Source organism: Carboxylicivirga fragile (genome assembly GCF_050589805.1).
Classification (GTDB): Bacteria; Bacteroidota; Bacteroidia; order Bacteroidales; family Marinilabiliaceae; genus Carboxylicivirga; species Carboxylicivirga fragile.
In genome coordinates this window covers 25,512-47,009 of sequence record NZ_JBNGOY010000047.1, presented here as the reverse complement: position 1 = coordinate 47,009, position 21,498 = coordinate 25,512, and the positions used below count along the sequence as shown (strand labels likewise).

Here is a 21,498-nt window from a genome sequence, read left to right as displayed (position 1 = left end):
GCGGGCAACCAAGCTGGAAGGCAGTTTTGGAAAGGATAAACAACATTACTATCTGAATCGCATCAAAGCTCGAACCAAGCAGAATGAAATCCTCTTGATATTCTTTGGTATACATGTTAGCAATGCACTTGAGATAGGTCGGCGGATGCAAGATCACCTATCTTTAGCAGCCTAGGAATTTATGAAAATAACATAGTCCACCTGGGATTGGTATGCTCTTTAATAATCGGAACAAAGCCAATTATATACTCATTAATAGTTATGAAAAGCAAAGAGGCTAACCATAAATGATTAACCTCTAAATTTTATTTAAAATCTTGTTACTTCTGAAATTGCCTAGCTAAAGCTTACATTGAGCTTCACGAAGGAACAATTGATTTTGAAAGTGTACAAAATGAGCTAACAACTTTTAGGATAACGCTGAAAATTGGCACAGAACATTTGCTTGATAGTAATAGCTGTAACAGTGATTCTGAAAGTAATTATAAACGAGAGATCGTTGTTCTTAATAGCACAAATGTTCAAGTTAAATCTACTAATACGAAAGGAAGTGGAGCCAATATTGTTGTTGTTGAAGATGATAAGGAAATAAGAACATATTTAAAAGACTTATTAAGTCAATTTTTCGTTGTTATCGAAGCAGCGAACGGGATTGCAGGCTTTGAGGCTGTTGTTGAACATATACCTGATTTGATAATTTCAGATGTTATGATGCCAGAAATGGATGGCTTTGAGTTATGTGAGAAGGTTAAATCAAATCTTGAGACGGGACATATACCGATACTATTATTGACAGCAAAAGGTTTACCTGAGGATGAATTGTTTGGTACAAAAAAAGGAGCTGATTTATATATTTCAAAACCTTTTCATCCAGATTTATTACTCGAAAAAGTACGAATGTTAATTTCAAGCCGAAAAACGTTAAGTAAAAAATATTCCAAACAGATTCATTTGGCAGCTAAGAATATTGAAATATCAAACCAAGATGCTGTACTTATTGAACAAGCAATTAATCTTATTGAAGAAAATATAAGTGATCCTAATTTAAATTCCGAATATATTGCAAAAAAGATGGCATTAAGTTTGTCAACCTTAAATCGACGTTTAAAGAAAATTACCAATAAAACGTCGCATGAGTTTATTATTTCAGTTAAAATAGAACTAGCAGCTCGTTATTTAACGGAATCATCTGATACAATCTCTGAGATTGCTTATAAAGTTGGCTACAATGAAGTCAAAACATTCAGGAGAAATTTCAAAGATACGTTTAAAATGTCTCCAACTGAATATAAAAATGAACATTCTGAAGCATATTAGGAGCAGCTTTGGGAACAGTATTAGTTCGTGCTTTTTTTTAATTTTTAATGTGTTTTTTTTCCATTCTTTTCCATTTCGTTACTTAAGTAACGCATATCATTTTTGATTCCCTTTGTCCATATGTGATACTTAAATTCTGCTTTTCTTTTATTAAAAAATTGTTTAGCATCATTATATATAATGCGTTCTCCATATATGTAACTTCCTTTTTTTGCTATTAGCGATGACACCAACTTCACCATCATCGACTTAAATAATTAGCTCGTCTTTTTTGCTTTCTACATTAAATGAGTTCCTAAAACACAAATTTTACCGTGATTAGTTTGAACAATGAATTGTTGCTCTTTGGTTTTATACAAAAATTCCTTCACCTTGATGCTCTACTATTTGTTCATTAATATATTTACTGTAATTGATTTTACTATTGATATTTAGAAGTGCAAGTATTTGTCTGGTAAGCTTATTATTTGAGTGCGATTCTTATTTTTAATATGTATATGATTACAAGAAACCACAGCTGAGGAAAATATAGTGAATAACATTAGGTAATTTTTTATATGTAAAAATATTTAGAAATTAGAAAATTAACAATATTGACTGACTTAATAAACTATTAGTAACGTAATACTCTCTTTAATAGTTATTTTTCAGGTTCTAAATCTTCATCACTCAATAGTTATGGATTTGCATTTTGTTTGTCTTAATGAGTATATAACTAGTGAAGTAGTCTTGGTGGAGGGTGTTTTTTATTAACATGTGAGAAATTTAGAAGACGGAAAAATTAATCAACTAATAATGTATGTAGTTTAGTAGAAATAAATTTATTGGTCTCAATTGTAATTAATAGTATGCACTTTAGTGCATCTTGCTCTAGCTTTTAAAAAGGTATCTTTGAAATTATGGTGCAAATAACTAATGTTATACATCGTGTGGTCTACGAAATATCAATACTCCGTTCTTCAAGGAGAAATAAAAATAAGGTCTCGAACATTGCTGATTCAGATATGTGAAGTAGAGGATGTTCTTATATTGAAAGGCGATGTGTCATTGGATGATATTCACACGCATATCAACTGTTGACCATCACAAAATATTAGTGAACTTGTAAAGAAATTCAATGGTATAACTTCTCGAAAGTTGCAGCAGGAACTTCCTGAACTAGGGAAAAATATTGGTGTGGCATTTTGGCAATAGGTTTTGGTTGTTGGAGTACAGTAATTATAACTGATGAAATGGATAAAGCATAATTGGAGCATCATAGAAAGCTCAAAGATTAAAATATCTCAAATTTTATCATAAAATTGTTGAATAGAGCTCAAGAATAATGACTTTCAAACATTCTAGTCGCTATGTAAATCATTGATTATTAGTATACTGTGGTTAATTTATAATGTCTTAAAGTGATTGCTTTTATCTAATGAAAGTACAATACATCTTAAGGTATTATAATAATCCTAACTCATATCACCATCAATACGCTTCCTTAAATTTGCTTTTAGCTTATCAATAAAAGCCGCGGGGTTCTCCCTAATTTTCAAGTCAGAATAAATACGATAAAACTCTAGTTTATCAATGTTAAAGAACAGACAAACATACTTCGCCAGTTCTTTAATATCTACGTTGCCATTATTAATACTCCCAGAGCTTGCCAAGGCATAAATTAATTCTGTGGCCGCTACTTTGGTGTCGGTCCAATAAAAAGGTGAATGGGATAACCACTGTTCAAGTGATTTAAAGGTTTTTTTCTTCTGTGCTTTTAGTTTTAATAATTCATCTTCCAGATATTTAATCACCTTTTCATGAGCTCTGAATTCGGCGAAGAGATAATCCTTACTAGTGGCAAAATTCGTATCTATCATTGAATAGGGATGATAATGATAGTCTTCTACTTTTAGATAACACCTTACAAAATAATATTCATCACATTTCTTATTCCCTTCAGAATTGTAATAGGCATAGCATTTAAAGTTCTTCTTTAAAAAATGACTAAATCTTTCCAGTTTTTTCTCTAAAAATTCTTGTAAGACATAGATGGTGCATACAGGACGATGGTGGGTAATTTCCTTTAAGTAGCAATAGTAGAGAAGGTCTCCTACTATTCGTGGCTTAATGTACTTGAAAAAATTGATTTCATGCTCCTTAGAAGTAAGGCAACCTTCTTGCACTTTAATTCTTAGACGTTGAATAAATATTTTGCTGATTTGAATGCCCTTTTCAATATCAGATAGAGGATTAAATTCATTCAGTTTAATTTGGCTAATTTGCTGTTCGTATTCTGTTAAAATAGCTTGGATAACATCTGGCGATTCATTCTTCATCACATAAGTATTGGTTAAACCATTTAAAAAAAGAGATTCGACAGTAAAAAAAATAACTAGCATTCAAAAGTAGTTATATTTTTGTTTGGTAAAAAGAGTTAGTTCTATCTATTTATATGATGGGTTTATAATTATTGTGAGTTTGATTAGGAAGTTTATCGTAGCATTCGATTAAATTATTTAGCAATCATGGTAATTTTTTTAAAAGTGATACCAACTTGGGTTTGACTTGTGAATGAAATCCAAAAAAGGTCTTAAACTTTGAAGGATTCATTTTTCACCAAATCAAATTATTATGGCACTCAAATCAGAACGGGAAGCGAGTTATGGACATGAGAAATTGTACCGGGAGCAGATTGTTACCACTTATGATCTTAACCATTTCAAAGAAGTTTTGCTAAAAGATTTAACAAAGATTATTGCTGAGAACTATAGTTCAAACCCGAAAAAGTGGTTGAAAAGCTTTGAAGTAAGAGAGCTGTTGGGCATTTCACCAGGTACACTCCAGAATTTCAGGGTTAAAGGTGATTTACCATACACGAGAGTAGGAGGTATGTTGTTTTACGAATACGCTGACATTCAAAAAATGTTGAAGAGTAATAAAATTTCCACTCCCGACAGATTCAAGTAATGAATTACATTAGACATCTAAACAGTGTTTTGGATCGTTTAGCTAAGGACCAACGTGTGTTACCAAGGCATATCAGCTTGTACATGGCCTTATTTCATATCTGGAATAAGTTGACGTTCATTGAAGGAATGCAGATCGCCAGACAAGAAGTGATGCCGCTATCCAAGATAGGTTCTATAAATACCTATACTCGCACCATCAAAGAGTTGGACGCATGGGGATATGTGAAATACAAACCATCAAAAAGCATGTATCAAGGTTCAAAAGTCACTATTATCACTTTTGATAATACCGGTGATAATAGTACTGATAATTCAGATGGTAATACTGGTGGTTTTATCACTGATAAAACCACTGATAAAACAAGTGCTATAAGTGATGGTAACACCCCTGATCATAGTGGTGATAAAACAAGTGATACGCCTTTAATAAATAACTATAAAACATTATTAAACAAAGAAAACAATAATAAACTATTACAAACAAATGGAGCACGCGCGCAAGAGGAAGCCAAAGATAAAGCTGGTCAAAAACCGTTAGAAAAGAAAACAGTAGGATTTAAGAAACCTGAGCTGATAGATGTTAAAAGTTATTTCCAAGAGAAAGAAATTAATGAGATGGAAGCTGTTCGTTTTTTTAATTATTTTGAATCCAATGGTTGGAAGGTAGGAGGTAAGAGTCCCATGAAAGACTGGAGTGCAGCTGCCAGAAACTGGATACTTAACATTTCCAGATATGCTGACAAATCAAAAGAGAATGGTATAGATTATCTATCCACAAAAAATGACAAAGACTATGATGAGCCCCTATAAAACCATGCGTTGGGAGAAAAATGGTTGGATGAATTATAGTTTTCCAGCTTGTTTGACATGGTTAGAACATGCTGGACAGAAACGGTATGGCATGCACTTTAAGGTGCAGACAAAAGACCATGGTGTATTATACAAACTATTGGTTTATGCCATCGGTGATAAAGAGAACATGATTCGACTTGGCTTAAACCCCGATAAAGGACTTTTAGTAGTTGGTCCTGTGGGCTGTGGAAAAACCAGTTTGATGTACCTTTTGAATAACTTTTTCCCCAAGGAGAAACGTTACATCATTCACTCATCGAGAGAAATAACCTTTAGTTTTGTGCAACAAGGCTACCAGCTAATCTCAAAATATACCACTTCCTCCTATCAGTTTCTATCGAATAATTATTGTCCAAAAGTTTACTGTTTTGATGATGTAGGAGTGGAGCGTCCCGTTCATTATTTTGGCAATGAATGTAATGTCATGGCAGAGATACTATTGAGTCGTTACGATCATTTTGTCAATCGAAAAATGTTAACACACCTAACAAGTAATTTGTCGGCCTCGGAATTGGAACGTATCTATGGTAATCGCCTTAGAAGCCGGATGCGTGAGATGTTTAATCTTATCAGTTTTGATAAACAGGTAGGTGATAAAAGGCAGTGAACTATGGATTATAGTTACTATTTTTGAGCTATGAATAAACAGCCTGGAGATATTACAGAGTTGCTAAAAGAACATGTACAGTCATTGGATCCTTACGCGGAGATAACTTTGTTGTTTCCACAAGGTAAAGGACGTGATGAAGAACTACAGGTTTATGTTTTATCGCCCAATAGGGTTGATTTTGGATTGGAACAGAAGTATTTGAACGCACGTTATCAAGTAGAGCTCCATTCAGGTCATTCATTATCGCTTTATGTGTATTCCAAGGAAGACTGGCATAAGCAATTTAGCAATACCCCCATCTACCATAAAGTGAATACAGAAGGCATTGTTCTTTAATGTATATGAGATATTGAGCCCGGCACATTTGAAAAAGAGACGGTAAAAATTAGAGGTTAAATCAAACTATTAGGAGTTACCTTTTTCAAACAAGCCGTTTCGCATCCGCTCACTCCTTAAAGGCATCACAGGCTTCATCGCCTCGCTTAGTTGCCCAAAGCCCATCCGAACCATACTAAGCTCGGCGCTTCACCTAAGATGCCCTTTTGGAAGGTAAAAGAGCTATCACATACGACCTTCCATATTTCAATAAATGAATTATTATTAGCCATTAGTGATGCTATTAGTTAAGCATTGCCATATCGCGCCACAAAGGTGTAATCGGGAGCTGTGTTTTGCAAAAGCGTTCGGCATAAACCCACCGCACTTGATGCGCATGCTTTTCTTATTTGCGGGTGAAACACAGGTGTTTTTCTAAATAGCTTATAGTGACAAGGTCAAATAGTTGTAATCAGTGAACAAAAACACCTAAGTTTCCCACCTTTTTAGGTCATGCCCATCAATAATTGCCAACTGCAAAGTTTTATTCCGTTTCCTTTTGCAAAACACACCAATCCCTATTAGAAAAGTGGTTTACGCGTTATGAAAATGCATCAAAATATGTCAAAGTGATGCAAACTGAATCCCACTTGGGAACGACTGTGGAATGAAATCCAGAAAGCCTTCAGAACTTTGGGAGGTCATTCAAAAGAAGCCAAAGCATTTGAGTTGGTTAAGGAAGTTGAACTAAAACAAAACACATGTTTGGATTAGAAAAGATATCCCATTTGCAGTTCATTCAATTAATAGCACTGTGTTTATTTATCTATTATCTAGTAGTTGTTCTGTATCTATTGGTTAAACAAACAGGAAAGGAAAAGCAACAAAGTTTCGAGTCAGAAGCCCTTGCTCCAAAAGAGCTATTGAAGACCCAGTTTGTCAAAGCCGATGAACTACCTCAGGAACGTGTTTGTGCCGTTGAAAATACGGAGGATAGTTTTGTGTTGAAACCAGATAATGGTGTTGATGAAACAGGCATTAAACTGGACGATATGATGCTTCCATCTAAGATGAGCAATGTTCAAATGAGCCAACAATTGGCCTATGCCGCCAATCAAGAAATACCTAATTCATAAAAATACCAAGACATGAAACACAAGCAAGTTATCATTCGAAAATCCTTATTTATCCTCATAGGATTGCTTTATATTCTTCCAAGGCTATTTGCGCAATCTGCAGACGGTATTGACCAAGCCACAACGGAGGTGCAATCCTATGTAGATCCCGTTGCCAATTTAATAATTGCCATAGGAGCTGTTGTTGGTCTCATTGGCGGTATTCGGGTATACATCAAGTGGCAAAGTGGTGATCAAGACACCCAGAAAGCCTTGATGGGCTGGTTTGGGGCTTGCCTCTTTTTAGTCTTGGTAGGAGTTGTTATCCGAGCTTTCTTTGGTTAAGAAATGAAGGGCAAAAAACACTATCGCATCAGCAAGGTAGATACAAAACTCTATGTCAAAGGATTCTCCGGTGTATTAGTTTACAAAGCCCTGTACGCTGTTTTGATTTCTTTTGGCGGGTTCACTGTGATTTACCTGCTGACAAGCCCTTTGTTAGCTGTCTTTTTAACGGTTCCATTGCTTCTTTTTGTACTTTATCGATTGAGTAAGATTCAACGTACCATGGGACCCGAAGCCTATCAAAAGCAAAAGATAGCCAAACAGCTACCACAGTTTATCAGCATGAAACATCCTTTAAAGAAAATTATCAAGCAATAGTCAACTGAATATCCAATACGCATCATGAAGATAAAAAGCATCGAGGAAAGTATGCCCGTCTTGGGTTTTGATGGAGATATTCTATTATCCAGTAATTTGGATATGACCATTGGAATTCGTTTGCAACTACCCGAATTGTTTTCTTGCAGTGCGGAAACATTAAATGAGCTACACGATATTTTCCGGCGGCTTATTGCTATGTTACCTGCTGGAACCCTTCTTCATCGTCAGGATTATTTCCTCCAGAGATCGTTTAAATCAAAGGAGCAAGACGCAAGCACAGATCAAGTAGAAGTGTCCTTTTTGGATAAAGCGTACCTCAATCATTTTGAGGGCAGAAGTCACCTGCAGCATGAAGCCTATTTGTTTATTTCGCTTATGAACACAGGCCTGTTAAAAAATTTCTTAGGTACCAGCCTTTTCAAACCAGCTGTAAATCGTAGGAAAGCAAAACATGAGCAAGACCAACTGGAAGAAATTAGCACCAATGTAATGGCGCAATTACTTCAAGGTGGAATACAAAGCAGTCTGCTATCTAGAGATGAGATGATGCACCTGATGCAGCGTTACCTAAGCATGAACTTTCAGGATAAGACGAGTGTTTTAGGTAGTCTTGACTTTAGGGATCATTTAAAAGTGATGAATAGTTTTGTTGAGACCTTTAGTCTGAGTAATTATGATCATGTACCAGGAGAGGTGAGCCCTTGCGGGGAAGAACCTATGACCAACCTGCCAGTCTCAATGGTTTATCCACTTAGCTTCGGTTTACCATTTTCCCACATCACCAATTGCTTTTTGTATGTAGGTAATCAAACGGTCATCAAGAGCCAGTTGGAGAGTGCTCACAAAAAGATTTATTCCCTCTCAAAATTCTCTACAGAAAATAAACTCAATGCAGAATTGATAGAGCATTTTCTGGAAATCGTTCAGCAAGGCAGTGAGCCCATTGTGCAAATGCATTATAACCTGATGCTTTTTGATGAGTCTTTAAATGGCTTAAAGCAAAAAAGGAGTGAAGTGCTCACCAGCTTTTCCAAAATGAACTGTTTGCCCTATCGCCATAGCTTTGACCTACCACTCATGTATTGGGCTAATATGCCAGCTAGCACGCAACTGCCCGAAACAGAATTAATGCTGATGCAATCTCCTGAGGCTTGTTGTTTCCTGAATTTTGAAGGCGCCATACAAAATAGCCAATCTCCTTTTTTTATTCAATTCTCAGATCGCCAAAATGGATGTCCAGTTAAAGTGGATATCTCGGATGAACCCATGGAAAAGCATCAGATACATAACCGTAATAAAATCATTATTGGGGGCTCCGGTTCGGGCAAGTCATTTTTAACCAATCATCTTCTAAGGCATTATGCCGAGAGTGATAACTGCCATACGGTACTTCTTGATGTGGGTAGAAGTTATGAGTTGTTGGTGAAGTACCTTGATGAGTACCTGAAAGATAAAGGAGGTGCCATGCATGTGGAATTTACCGAAGAGACACCCATTTCATTTAATCCCTTTGTGCTGAATAATGGCCTTTCTACCGAACGAAAACAAACCATCTTATCGGTGCTCTACACCATTTATAAACCACAGCTTAGTGAAATTGATAAGGATGTGATTGCCCAATCGGTAACAGCTTATTACAAAAAGCACCAAGAAGGACATAGCTTCAATAGCTACTATGAGTTTGTTCAGCAATGGATACCTGCTTTGGTGGGTGATAAAGGCTTGTGTTTTAACACCGGAGAATTCTTCTTTATACTGAGCAAATACTACGTGGGAGGAGAATATGATTACCTCTTGAATAAACAGATGCAGACAGATGAGTTTTTTCAATGTCCCTTCATTGTTTTTGAGCTGGATAATATCAAAGACCACCCTGTAATTTTTCCTGTGGCCACACTCATCATCATTGACATCTTCATGCAGAAAATGCGTCTTTTGAAAGGCACACGAAAAGTCATCTGTATTGAAGAAGCCTGGAAAGCCATCGCCACGCCTCAGATGGCGGATTACATCAAATACTTTTTCAAGACCATACGTAAATTCTTTGGCGAAGCCTTGGTGGTCACCCAGGAGATTGAGGATGTGATCTCCAGTCCCATAATACGCGATGCCATCATTAATAATGCCGATACCAAGATTCTATTGGACATGCGCAAGTTTGCCAATAAGTTCGATAAGATAAGTCAGGTATTGGGGCTGACAGACTTCCAAAAGGAGCAGATCTTATCGGTGAACCGCAACCTGCCCACAGGACGGAAACTCAAAGAATGTTTTGTAGGTCTGGGCAGTTATTCCAGAGTCTTTGCTTTGGAAGTGAGTAAGCAAGAATACCACTGTTATACCTCAGAAGAGAAAGAAAAGCAAGTCTTGCTACAACAAATGCAAGAACATAACTCATTTATCAAACTACTTAAAACGCTATAACCATGAAAAAGCAAATTTATTTATCACTACTCATTATCATGTTTTCAGCTACGGTTTTATCTCAGGCACCTGTTACTGATGTGGGAGCAGGGATTCAGCGAGAAGCATTGTGGATACAAGAAAAAGGTATTCTCAGTAAGATGAGTTGGTATAACATTCTTATTAAAGCCTTGAATGGAGATATCAAAGGATTAACCGGTGATTTACTGGGTATTGATCAGCAGTTATTGGATGCCGTAGAGAATGTCTCAGGACTTATTAAAGACTATAAACGCATTGAGGAAACGCGTGATATGTTGAATAAGATATTGGATATCTATACCACTAAAGTACCCAAGCTGATTCAGGATAATAATTTCACGCCCCAGCAAGCGGCAGCCATCCTACAAGCATTTGATATTATACTGACCGATAGTCGCGATTTGGTCACGAAGGTACTAAGTACCATCACCATTGACAAAGCCTTCATCATGGATGACAAAGCACGTTATGATGTCATCAATGGCATCTACCGTCAGGTGCACCAGCATTATGGCACCATTTGTTACCTCTATAACAAGATTCTGTATGCTTCCTATATGAAAAGCTATAGCATGGGAGATCTGAAGACCTTTGCTTTTTATTATAGCCTTTATGAAACCAACTAATCTTGAATCCATGAAACGTCTATTTATAGTACTAACATGTATTTCACTTTTGAGTATTGAAGTTTATTCTCAAAGCGTCTTTGATACTAAAAAATGGAAAGGACGCTATCCCACCATGAACAATGATTATCCCTTAAGTTTTGTTTGCTGGAAGGGTTGGTTACCACCTGTAGCGCATAGTTTTGTTCGCCTTTATCCAAGTCACTATTACTATTATGCGAATTCAGAACCTGTTTATGATGTTAAAGGCTATTTACATATGGGGGTTAATGATGCGATCAAATTGATATTAAAAAGTCTGGATAAGAAAACTCTGGGTAAGTGTTTGGATGCAGTGGGCGGTATAATGCTCAATCAGGAGGCACACGAGATTATTGAAGGCTTTTTGCGAGATAGTAGACTTATGAATATTCCTGATGTATATGGTTTAACGCAGAATTTTCAATTAAACCTGCAAGCTTTGGATTACCTCAAGCAGCAAAATGTGCCTTCTGAGATAACAGAAATCTTTGAAAATGCCATTAGACAACAAATGGAAGCTTATCTGATGATTAACCACTTGGATGCTGAGCAAGCAGATAAAATAAAGGCAATGGGTGAAGTTCAGCAAGAACTAAAAAACCTATTGGGATCAATCACTTATTCCACTCAAAAGTTTAGTTATTACCAGATGTTGAATCAATCGGGTAATAATCTTGACTTTATGGGGCAATAGATACAGCATTGGCACATCAACGAAACCACTAATACCAAACATTTTAGCACCATGAATATTGAAAACTTCTTTGTATTTACAGATAACTTGATTCAGATAGGCATTGAGCATGCGCGTTTATTAGTGGATATGGCTCGTGCCATTGGTGGGATAGCAGCTTTTTTATTTATAGCCAAGCGTATATTTGAACAACTCATTGCAGATAATCCCATCCTTATATTACCATTGTTAAGACCTTTTGCTTTCGTGTTAGTCATTACTTTCTGGGGGCCATTTGTTCATCTTTTATTGAGTCCAACAAAAGGCTTAACCTATTTGTCAGAAGAGATCTATAGCAATCAACAAGAACACGTAAAAGAAAAATTAGAAGAAAAGCAGATGTCCATTTTATTAACTGATATGCCAAGTTTTCAGGAGAATGGGGACAAGGAAGCCGATCTTTGGGACAGGGGCATTAACGTCATTCTTACTACCTACAATATTGTCAGTGGTCGTGCCCTAGGCAATCAAATAGGTTATTACATTATGGAAGGATTACGCCAAGTGACCGAAGTGGCATTTGAAGTGGTGGTCTATCTGATTGCTTTTTTACGCACCATCTTTTGTGTGCTTCTGATCATCTTTGGCCCCCTGGTTTTTTCCATTTCTATTTTTGATGGTTTTCAGGATAACTACCTACAATGGATAGCTCGTTTTATCAATGTTAATCTTTATTTGCCCATTGCTTTAATCATTTTGTCATTGACCCAACAGTTGCTGATCTATGTGCTCGATATAGAGATCAACCTGATTAATCAGATGGGCGTTTATCAAGCATCCATGTTTTTTGTCTCGGGTTTGATTGTTCCGGTCTGTGGTATCTGTGGTTTGGTGATGGTACCTAAGATAGCGACCTGGATTGTGAATGCTTCAGGAACTAATACAGGAGGTGGTCGAATGCTCAGAACAGCTGCTATGATGGCTGTTTCTAAAGGTGCACTGAAATAGTAGAGTGACGCCCCGGCCAAATGCTGATTGACATGATGTGCGAAAACACATGAGCTCATTATGCCTCGAATAGTCAATAGTAAAAAAACTTCAGCCTCTTAGTGTTGATATCTAAAGGTCTAACAATCTAATGTCTAATTATGCAACAACTTATTCAGATACAACGGCAGTTTCGATACACCGTCTATGTGCTTTTGGTAACGACAATTTTAAGCCTTGGTGCCGGCCTTTATACTTACATCACCTCATTACAAATGGTAAAGGAATCTCGCCAGAAGATATATGTCTTGGATAATGGGCAATCGCTCTTGCTGGCCTTAAGAGCGGATATATCGGAGAATCGAAGCGCAGAAGCCAAGAACCATGTTAAACGTTTTCATGAGCTCTTCTTCACTCTGGAGCCGGATAAGGATTATATCGAAAATAACATACGAGAGGCGCTCTATCTGGCAGATAAAAGTGCTATGAAACAATACCGTACTTATAAGGAGAATAACCTTTATAATCGGGTGATAGCCTCTGATATCAGCATGACTTTAAGTAGTGATTCGGTGCAGGTGGATTTTTCATCTTATCCATACACCTTCCAACTCCACGGTAAGCAAAAGATTGTGCGTAAGTCCAATATTACGATACGCCAATTATCAACAAGTGGTCATTTGCGCAATATCTCACGAACCGATAATAATACCCATGGCTTTTTAATCGAAGGCTGGATTATTAATGATAACAGTGACATCGAAACCCGAAAGCGAAGCAACTTTTAATTCATTAAAAACACAAGTGATGAATAAGAAGATTAAACAGTGGCTCATCAGAGTGGAACAGAAGGACAAGACTTTAAGTAAGGGTAAACGCCAAATTAAATGGCTGAGTATTCTGGGAGTATTCTTTGTCTTGTTTTTACTGTCCTTTTTCATAGGTGATAAAATGGGACTTGGCCATCAAGGAGTTTTACAATTAGACACCTTGAGGCATCAAGAAGATAGTTTAAAGATGGACAGTCCATTTGAACTGCCAGTCGATTCGTTTGAACAACTTTTAAATCAGCAAATCCATGAAGACACTCATCAAAAAAAATAAAGGCTTGTTTATTCTACCCTTATTGGCATTGCCCTTTGTGGTGCTAATTTTTTACATCCTTGGAGGAGGTCAAGGACAAGCAAGCATTAAATCTGCAAACAAAACATTCAATGGGGCCAATTATCAATTACCCGATGCAAATCGGAATATCAAAATAATGGATAAAAAAGAAGCCTATCAGCAGATGGAAACGGTGGAAACACCAACTATTGTTGAACTCAATGTGGATACGACAATAAGTGATGCAACCATTCAGCAGGTGAAGAATCTTGATAAACAAGGCGCTACAGAGGTCTTGATGGAGCGTATTAAAATACAAGAGGAGCGATCAAGACAAGCTTTGAATGAAGCACAAGGAAGCGTCAGTCATGAGAGTCAAAATGCCCAAAATATAAGTGATGCCAAACGAATAAGCGGTCAACGGCCCCCGAAGGCTAAACAGAAAAGACACGCTCGTAGCCAACCAATTGAGCTGGAGGAATTACAAGATCTATTGAGCGAGCATGAACAGCTGATCCGCCAGAAAGACTCCATGCAAATGCAGTTGCAAGAAAAGCAAATGGTGCTAAACCAATATGAAAAGCTACATAGGAGAAAACAGAAAGGCTTTGAAGTAAAGATTAAAACGACATCTGGTTTTAACAAGAATAGCAATGCTCATCAATCCCTAAAAGCTCAAATAGTAGAAGATAGTAAAGTCATGACAGGCAATCGTATCATGTTGCGCCTTTTAAACGATACAGAAATAAATGGCCAGCAAATCAAAGCCAATACCCTGGTGTATGGACTGTGTAAGACAGATAATGAACGATTGCAGATATACATTAGCAGTATTCCCAAACGAGATAATTTCCTAGCAGTTAAACTTAGTGTCTATGATATGGATGGTATTAAAGGTTTGTATGTGCCGGATAATGTAGCACGAAAAGTCTATCAGGATGTGGCAGGTGATATTAATCCATCTGTTTTGCTGACACCAACAGACGATCCAATGGCTTATATGGGAATAAATGCCGCCAATGATCTAAGTAAAAACATGATGAAACGAGTCAGGTTAAAAAAGGTGAACCTCAGAAAAAACACCGTTGTCATTCTTCAAAATGATTAATCAATCTAGACCAGTAAAAGCCACATTATGAAAGTATCTATAATTCTTATACAAGCCCTTTTGATTAGTGCCTTAGTATCGGCAAATAACCTAATTAAAGTCAATGAGCAAACGGTTGTTCACCTGCTTTGTCCAGCTGCCGTTAGTTATGTGCAGGTGGGTAATGCAGAAAAACTAATAGCCGAAACGATTGACGATTATCCCAATATAGTTCGATTGAAAGCACTTGAGATATTTACGGATACGTCTTCTTTGACCCTTGTATGTCAGGATAAACTCTATGCATTTGAAGTGAGTTATCATAAAACGAGTGCTTTGAAGATAAACCTTAATGATTTTAAGGGTGAAGCCTTCTTAGGATTGTCACAATCAGCGATGCCCCTTCATAAGATTCAAAGTGCTATTAATAGAATGCAGACAATGGAATTGAAACGTTCAATTAGCAAGGTTAAAGAAAATGATATTGAGTTGGTATTGGAAGGTATTTGTGTTAAGCATGATTTACTTTTTATGAAACTAAACGTGAAGAATAACTCTAACCTGATCTATCGAGGGGAGTGCCCGGTTTTTTTAATGCGAGACAAACGCCCAAAGAAAGCAGCCAATGTACAGGAATATATGCTTGAACCAATCCAGGTTTCTCAGAAGATACTTTTCATTAAGCCTCAATATACAAGTATTGTTATCCTGGTTTTTAAATCCTTTAGCATCCCAAAACATAAAGAAGTGGAAGTCTTGTTAAAAGAGCAAACCTCGGGTTACACAGGGCGCGATTTAACCCTAAATTTTAATAATAAAGCCATTGTCAAAGCGGCTTACCTTCAATAAGTAAAAGATCACAATACTAAATCAATTAACTAATTGTCATGTCTCAAACAGAGGGAACACAACTTATACGCCTGCATGAAGCCTTTCGCTTTATGAGTTATATGCTGCTTTTTTTATCTATCTACCTTACCTGTTTGGATTACTTTGTGGCGCATAAATTTTACCTCAAAGGATTGGATGTGGTATTTGAACGCTTGTTGAAACTGCGTTTTTTATCCGATATCACCTTGTCAAAACTAGTCTGCTCACTGATACTGCTAGTAACTTGTATGGGAACCAAAGCGCAGAAGAAACCAGACTTAAGTGTTACCACCATTGTACTTCAGATATTGACAGGCTTGTTTTTTTATTGGATTAGCATACTGCTTTTGCCTTCTCAAGTATTGGCCTATATCATTCTCTCAGTGGGGTCTTTTGTGATGCTAAATGTTGGCTTTGACAATGTATCTAAGTTGATCAATGTAAACCTGATGAAAGATCGGTTTAATGAAGGCAATGAAAGCTTTCTGCAAGAAGAAGACTTGAAATACAATCATTGGTCGGTTAATCTTCCCATTAGCTATGTGCATCAACAAAAAGAAAGACAAGGCTGGATTAATGTGGTTAATCCCTTTCGGGCGAGCATGGTAATTGGAACACCAGGATCGGGGAAGTCATATAGCGTAGTTCAGCCTTTCATTACCCAGCATCTGCAAAAAGGTTTTGCTATGTGTGTCTATGATTTTAAGTTCCCTGATCTATCCCAATTGGCCTATAGTCGCTTCTTGCGTGAAAGGGTTAATGGTAGTTTGCCAATGAAAACCCAGTTTTGCGTAATCAATCTAGATGACATTGAAAAAAGCCTAAGGTGCAACCCCTTGGCACCTGAACTCATGGATAGTCCAATAGATGCCTTTGAAGCATCTCGTACCATCTTGTATAACCTGAACCGTGAATGGATTCGTAAACAAGGTGAGTTTTTCTCAGAATCAGCCGTGACCTTTTTTGCAGCTGTCATTTGGTTTTTAAAACGCTATGAAGGTGGACGTTTCTGCACTCTGCCGCATGCTATCGAACTTTTGCAGTTGGATTATGAAGAACTTTTTGATGTCATGGGGACAGAACAAGATGTGGTTAATATTATTAATCCTTTTATCAATGCCTATCACCGTGGAGCTCAGGAACAGCTGGAAGGGCAGTTGGGTAGTTTGAAGATTGCCATTTCGAAAATTATTACTCCAGAAATTTACTGGATATGCTCGGGAGATGACTTTTCATTAGACATTAATAATCCATTATCCCCAAAGGTGCTTTGTCTGGCCAATAACCCATTGCGTATTGAAATATATGGAGCAGTCTTGTCATTGTTTATTACGCGTATGCTGAAGATCATCAATAAAAAAGATCAACAAGCGTCTTCACTAATATTTGATGAGTTACCGACTATTTATTTTAGGGGGTTGGACACATTGATTGCAACAGCCAGAAGTAATCGTATTTCAACATTACTTGGTATACAAACCATAGATCAACTTATTCGAGATTACGGCAAAGAAGCCGCCAATGCGATACTGACCAATATTGGCAATGTGTTCTCGGGTCAAGCCTCTGGGGAAACAGCCAGATACATGCAGAATCGTATGGGCAAAGTACTGCAAGAGCGGCAATCTCTCAGTATCAATAGAAGCACACAGTCCTCTACCTTTTCAACACAGATGGATTTTTTAGTGCCTGAGGGAAAGATGGCCACTTTGCCACAAGGTCATATGATTGGACAGGTGGCTGATAGTTTTAAGTACCCCATCGAGCGAAAAAATTTCAATGCGCTAATTAAAGTTGATACGAAGGGATATAAGCCAACTGTATCGATGCCAGTCTACTACCATTTTGATAACAAAGCACTTATTCTTCAGCGAAATAGAACCCGCATCTACAATGACATTCAAGCCATTTGTCAAAAGCGAATAAACGGCCATAACTAAGCATTTAATGTTGAACCATAAATACAGATATGATGGAACAAAACACACGTTACAAATTAGAAGAGGTACCCTTGGATAAGCTTGAAAAGGCAGGTGTTAAACGAGATTTTATCACCAAGATGGAGCAAAAGGAATTAACTGATTTTTTGAACGGTTTTCGCTCACAAAAGCTTTATACCGTTAATGCCAAAATCAATGATGAAAGCTATCGTATACCGGCTAAAATACGCCTTCAAAAGGAAGAAGGGGAGATGAAGGTGAGGATTCATCCCATTCAGCGCCTGCATATTCCAGATAGTTTCATGGGCCATACCTTCACCAAAGATGAAAAATCAGCTTTGATTAATGATCGTAATTTAGGTAAGGCTTTAGAAATGCAAGACTTTAACGGCAAGAAGGATAAATACTACATTGGTATTGATTCAAAAACCAATGAGATCATACCCCTTAAGCAAAAGAACATCCAGGTGGCTGATAGAATTAAGGGAGTTACACTGACAGCCTCTCAGAAGGAGAAACTAAGCAATGGTGAGAAGGTGCAATTGAAAGGCATGACGGGTCGGAATGATAAGAAATTTTCAGCAGCGCTTCAAATTGATCCGGCAGAACGAAATATTCGCTTTTCTGATTTTAAGCAGGAGAAAAAGGCAGGGCAAAAACAAGAGAAATCGGAAACACAAAAGCAAAGTAAGGCTGCTAAAGTGGGAGGCTGATTATGCCTAATCCAAAACGTAAAAGGAAAAGAGGTATGTCCCCTTTTCCTTTTTTATTAGTTGCTTTTTTCTTTTTAGAAATAGATGAAGGATATCTCTAACGAAGTACAGGCAAGATATGTTTTTGTGATACAAAAACGCTTGTTCTTGCTCTACGAGGTGATAAAAAAAATGATTCATTAGTGAAAGCCAAAAATAACCAATGCGACCGAAAATCATCCCTCAGGAAAAGCTATCAAGTTTTATAATTATCCGTGTAAGTGAAAGAGAGAAAAAAGATATTCAGAAGCAATTTCGGCATGAACGATTTTCCACCTTAAGCGATTTTGCAAGAAATCGACTATTGAAAAAAAGACTTGTTAAACACATTACAGTCAGTGAAGAATACTTTCAAGTGTTTAGACGATTGGATTATCAACTGGCAAAAGTGGGTAATAACATGAACCAGGTTGCCCATAAGTTAAATGCCTATAACACCTATATGCTAAGCGAAGAGGATAAGATGAAAATTCAAGAATGCTATCAACTGCATAAGGAAGCGGTTTCTGTTCTTTCTAATTACTTGAAGGTAATACGTCTTTAAATGATCATTAAGATTCATCAATCACTTAACACGGAAAGAGTCTTTTACTATAATGAAGAAAAGGTAGAGAAGAATGAGGCCCTTTTCTTTGCTTTTGCCAATGCTAATTGCGCGAATCCTTTTATGTATGAAAAGGCATTTCGTCTGAACATCTTAACTCAGATTGAAGACGGAAATAACAGAGCCAAACACAAATGTTTTCACCTATCAATTAACCCTGCTAGTTCTGATTTGGATCGAATTGAGCCAAGCAGTTTAAAAGCAGAAATAGATGCGTTAATGTGCAAGCTGGGATATGGACAGCAACCTTATTACGTCTATCGACATCAGGATATTAAGCGGGAACATTATCATGTGGTGTCAACTCGCATTGATGTGAATACACGAAGGCAGATTAAGAATAGTAATGACCGATATATTATTAAGGATTTTATCAAGGAACTTAATTTGAAATATCAGTTGGAAACAGCCCAAAGCAAAAAAATGGCTCTTAATTTAATTTCATCTTCAAAGAGTGCTGAATTAAAGGAATCTATTCAACAAGTATTTAGCCTATTGAATCGCTCTAATATTGTTTCTAAACAAGAGTACTTAGATATACTCAAGGCCTCTAATCTGGAGATTTATGAATCGGCTAATGGACAATCTGTGTTGGTAAAGGATCAAGAAGGAGTCACGCTACGTCATCCCATCAATATGTCTGATTTTAATGAGAAGGCGGCTTTGGAAAAGGTGCAATTCAATAAAACAGAATTAAATTTAGAGAGGCAGAATGCACTTAAGTCAAAGACAGAGCAAACAATAAAAGGACTGATAAAGAACTATCGCTTTTACACAGAGGAGGAACTTCGAAAAGCCTTTTTGAAAAACGATCTGATCCTTTATAAAGTAACGAAAAATGGCAATTATAATATCTATTCGCCCAATGATAAAATGGTGGTGGATGCTCAATTCATCTTAAAGAAATATAGTGTTCGATTAAAAGATTTTGCCCTCAGTAATGACCAGTTTTATACTATTATTAGAGAATATACACAAGACCTTAAAGGTAAAGGTCAAAGTATTGTTGATGCATTGATCGACAAGGATAAGATGAATAAAACTGAAAGAAATAAAAAGCCAAATATTAGCTTTGAAAAGCTTGATTTAAGCTCTAGTAATGAATTTAGTGCGATAGTGTCAAGTCATGATGAAAAGGCTAAAAAAGCCATTCAAAATGCAGTTAAAGCTCATTTTGAATACCTCTTTTCCAAGATGGATTTAGAAGGAGTCACGACGAACACAGAAAAACGCTACCTGACTAATCAATCAGGATGTTGGGATAAGATTAATCGGCAGTTTTTACTTGAACTAACGAATTATTGGCGTAGGGAGGAGGGTCGAAATAAATTGAAAAAACAAGGGAAGAGCCATCGGTTTAATAAAAGAAAAGGTAGGCGGTTATGAAATCTTTATCAGACCAGGGTGTAATAAAGTCTGACCATAAATGTTTTTGGCAGTTTTTGCATTCACGATATTTTCTTGTGAATGTGTTTTTGTAAAATTGTAAGTTGTCTTTGAGAGTTGTTTTATTGTAACTAAAAAAAGGCTATCGCAACAGATAGCCTTCTATTATTTAGGCCTAATGAAAATTCCTAATTTACACTTTCATCCAAAGCTTTTCCTGCCTTGAATTTAGCTACATTCTTTGCTGCTATCTGAATTTCTTTCCCTGTTTGTGGGTTTCTGCCAGTTCTTGCTGAACGTTCTGAAATTGAGAATGTACCGAATCCAATTAATTGGATGCTTTCCTTTTTAGTAAGAGTTTCTTTTGTTGTTTCAACAAATGCATTAACTGCTTTTTCTGCATCTACTTTTGTAATCCCTGCCTTTTCTGCTATTGCAGAAACTAATTCTTGTTTATTCATACCTTAATAATATTTAGCTTGTACTAAATTATTAAAAAAATCATATAAATTGGGGTTGTATGTAATTAAATAATTTGTAAATCCTTCAACGGCCACTAATAGTTCTAACTATTTAGTACGTTATTAGAAAATTCATAAAAAAGTAAGTTTATATCTACTATACAAATATGAAATAGGTAAATAATTAATTTAAATGGTTGTTATGAAATTTGAATATATAAAAATACCTCGCCATTAAAATAAAAATGACGAGGTAATCTGAACTTTAGACAATTTTGAGTTGTCTCCTCAAATATAGTTTTTTTGTAAATGCGTTAAAAATAATATAATAGAAATTTTCTTAGGATCTGCTCTTTGCAACAGCATGTTATAAAAAACGTCTGTATGGTTCTTTGTAAATTACTAAAAATTCGTAAATTAGTGATTATTAATCTTTATTATTTCGCTAATATCATTTAACTTTGCTTGTGGTCATTTGGATGCATTACAAGCTTTAAGGTACCATTTAAATTATGATGTTCGTAGTGGATTAATAATAAAGAGCGTCAGAGATTGGGTTCGAGTCCCGCTCTGGGCACAGAAGCCGAATTTCTTTTGAGATTCGGCTTTCTTCTTTTTACAGTGGCTATAATTAAATTGTTATCCTCGATAGTTAGCAGATGTCAGCATGCTTCATGCTTTGATTTGAAATGAGTCCTGATATTGAAATGTTATAA

At 36.5% G+C, this 21,498-nt stretch carries 23 protein-coding genes and 1 pseudogene; 21 read left to right on the top strand and 3 right to left on the bottom strand.

From position 1 onward, the window contains the following. Positions 1–441 precede the first annotated feature (441 nt). On the top strand, positions 442–1,317 hold the full coding sequence (locus ACRD7B_RS18080; protein ID WP_430826027.1) for a response regulator transcription factor: 876 nt from the start codon (positions 442–444) through the stop codon (positions 1,315–1,317). Between the two features lie 44 nt (positions 1,318–1,361). Here the strand turns inward: ACRD7B_RS18080 and ACRD7B_RS18075 are convergent, their stop codons facing one another. Next, positions 1,362–1,562: a hypothetical protein gene (locus ACRD7B_RS18075; protein WP_430826026.1), complete on the bottom strand. Its 201-nt coding sequence runs from the start codon at positions 1,560–1,562 to the stop codon at positions 1,362–1,364. A gap of 670 nt (positions 1,563–2,232) precedes the next feature. On the opposite strand from ACRD7B_RS18075, the pseudogene tnpA reads away from it, so the two are divergent. Next, a pseudogene (gene tnpA / locus ACRD7B_RS18070) lies at positions 2,233–2,511 on the top strand (IS200/IS605 family transposase). A gap of 260 nt (positions 2,512–2,771) precedes the next feature. Here tnpA and ACRD7B_RS18065 read toward each other — a convergent pair. After that, the gene (locus ACRD7B_RS18065) at positions 2,772–3,698 is read right to left on the bottom strand and encodes an RteC domain-containing protein (RefSeq protein WP_430826025.1); all 927 of its coding nucleotides are present in this window, start codon (positions 3,696–3,698) and stop codon (positions 2,772–2,774) included. Between the two features lie 232 nt (positions 3,699–3,930). On the opposite strand from ACRD7B_RS18065, the gene ACRD7B_RS18060 reads away from it, so the two are divergent. The 19 genes from ACRD7B_RS18060 to ACRD7B_RS17970 all read left to right on the top strand — a co-directional run bounded on the left by ACRD7B_RS18060 (position 3,931) and on the right by ACRD7B_RS17970 (position 20,321). Then, positions 3,931–4,266, top strand: coding sequence for a helix-turn-helix domain-containing protein (locus ACRD7B_RS18060; RefSeq protein WP_430826024.1), 336 nt, complete (start codon positions 3,931–3,933; stop codon positions 4,264–4,266). After that, on the top strand, positions 4,266–5,078 hold the full coding sequence (locus tag ACRD7B_RS18055) for a hypothetical protein (protein WP_430826023.1): 813 nt from the start codon (positions 4,266–4,268) through the stop codon (positions 5,076–5,078). Before ACRD7B_RS18060 ends, ACRD7B_RS18055 begins: the two co-directional genes overlap by 1 nt. Beyond that, on the top strand, positions 5,062–5,727 hold the full coding sequence (locus ACRD7B_RS18050) for an ATP-binding protein (RefSeq protein WP_430826021.1): 666 nt from the start codon (positions 5,062–5,064) through the stop codon (positions 5,725–5,727). Before ACRD7B_RS18055 ends, ACRD7B_RS18050 begins: the two co-directional genes overlap by 17 nt. Before the next feature lie 30 nt (positions 5,728–5,757). Next, the gene (locus ACRD7B_RS18045; RefSeq protein ID WP_430826020.1) at positions 5,758–6,066 is read left to right on the top strand and encodes a hypothetical protein; all 309 of its coding nucleotides are present in this window, start codon (positions 5,758–5,760) and stop codon (positions 6,064–6,066) included. A 740-nt stretch (positions 6,067–6,806) separates the two neighbouring features. After that, positions 6,807–7,181 (top strand): hypothetical protein, encoded by a 375-nt coding sequence (locus ACRD7B_RS18040; protein ID WP_430826019.1) that lies wholly within the window; start codon positions 6,807–6,809, stop codon positions 7,179–7,181. Positions 7,182–7,193: 12 nt separating this feature from the next. Then, positions 7,194–7,505: a DUF4134 domain-containing protein gene (locus ACRD7B_RS18035; RefSeq protein WP_430826018.1), complete on the top strand. Its 312-nt coding sequence runs from the start codon at positions 7,194–7,196 to the stop codon at positions 7,503–7,505. Between the two features lie 3 nt (positions 7,506–7,508). Continuing rightward, positions 7,509–7,823, top strand: a complete 315-nt coding sequence (locus ACRD7B_RS18030) for a hypothetical protein (protein WP_430826017.1) — start codon at positions 7,509–7,511, stop codon at positions 7,821–7,823. Positions 7,824–7,847: 24 nt separating this feature from the next. Beyond that, positions 7,848–10,250 (top strand): TraG family conjugative transposon ATPase, encoded by a 2,403-nt coding sequence (locus ACRD7B_RS18025; RefSeq protein ID WP_430826016.1) that lies wholly within the window; start codon positions 7,848–7,850, stop codon positions 10,248–10,250. A gap of 2 nt (positions 10,251–10,252) precedes the next feature. Continuing rightward, positions 10,253–10,897: a hypothetical protein gene (locus ACRD7B_RS18020; RefSeq protein WP_430826015.1), complete on the top strand. Its 645-nt coding sequence runs from the start codon at positions 10,253–10,255 to the stop codon at positions 10,895–10,897. Between the two features lie 10 nt (positions 10,898–10,907). Continuing rightward, positions 10,908–11,612 (top strand): hypothetical protein, encoded by a 705-nt coding sequence (locus ACRD7B_RS18015; protein WP_430826014.1) that lies wholly within the window; start codon positions 10,908–10,910, stop codon positions 11,610–11,612. Between the two features lie 51 nt (positions 11,613–11,663). Further along, complete coding sequence (locus ACRD7B_RS18010) at positions 11,664–12,599, top strand: TraJ family protein (protein WP_430826013.1); 936 nt, start codon at positions 11,664–11,666, stop codon at positions 12,597–12,599. 140 nt (positions 12,600–12,739) lie between these two features. Then, on the top strand, positions 12,740–13,366 hold the full coding sequence (gene traK, locus ACRD7B_RS18005) for a conjugative transposon protein TraK (RefSeq protein WP_430826012.1): 627 nt from the start codon (positions 12,740–12,742) through the stop codon (positions 13,364–13,366). 19 nt (positions 13,367–13,385) lie between these two features. Further along, complete coding sequence (locus tag ACRD7B_RS18000; RefSeq protein WP_430826011.1) at positions 13,386–13,682, top strand: hypothetical protein; 297 nt, start codon at positions 13,386–13,388, stop codon at positions 13,680–13,682. Beyond that, positions 13,657–14,790, top strand: a complete 1,134-nt coding sequence (gene traM / locus ACRD7B_RS17995; RefSeq protein ID WP_430826010.1) for a conjugative transposon protein TraM — start codon at positions 13,657–13,659, stop codon at positions 14,788–14,790. The genes ACRD7B_RS18000 and traM overlap by 26 nt, the downstream gene beginning before the upstream one ends. Positions 14,791–14,817: 27 nt before the next feature. Beyond that, positions 14,818–15,618 (top strand): DUF4138 domain-containing protein, encoded by an 801-nt coding sequence (locus ACRD7B_RS17990; protein ID WP_430826009.1) that lies wholly within the window; start codon positions 14,818–14,820, stop codon positions 15,616–15,618. A gap of 38 nt (positions 15,619–15,656) precedes the next feature. Then, complete coding sequence (locus ACRD7B_RS17985; protein WP_430826008.1) at positions 15,657–17,579, top strand: type IV secretory system conjugative DNA transfer family protein; 1,923 nt, start codon at positions 15,657–15,659, stop codon at positions 17,577–17,579. A 32-nt stretch (positions 17,580–17,611) separates the two neighbouring features. Continuing rightward, a complete protein-coding gene (locus ACRD7B_RS17980; protein WP_430826007.1) occupies positions 17,612–18,292 on the top strand; it encodes a DUF3945 domain-containing protein in 681 nt (226 codons plus the stop codon). Between the two features lie 202 nt (positions 18,293–18,494). Then, entirely contained in the window at positions 18,495–18,875 is a 381-nt protein-coding gene (locus ACRD7B_RS17975) for a plasmid mobilization protein (RefSeq protein ID WP_430826006.1), read from the top strand. Further along, positions 18,876–20,321 carry a relaxase/mobilization nuclease domain-containing protein gene (locus ACRD7B_RS17970; protein WP_430826005.1) on the top strand — a complete coding sequence of 482 codons (1,446 nt, stop codon included), beginning with the start codon at positions 18,876–18,878 and terminating at the stop codon, positions 20,319–20,321. It abuts the gene before it with no gap. 188 nt (positions 20,322–20,509) lie between these two features. Here ACRD7B_RS17970 and ACRD7B_RS17965 read toward each other — a convergent pair whose 3' ends face one another. Next, the gene (locus ACRD7B_RS17965; RefSeq protein ID WP_430826004.1) at positions 20,510–20,782 is read right to left on the bottom strand and encodes an HU family DNA-binding protein; all 273 of its coding nucleotides are present in this window, start codon (positions 20,780–20,782) and stop codon (positions 20,510–20,512) included. Positions 20,783–21,498 lie beyond the last annotated feature (716 nt).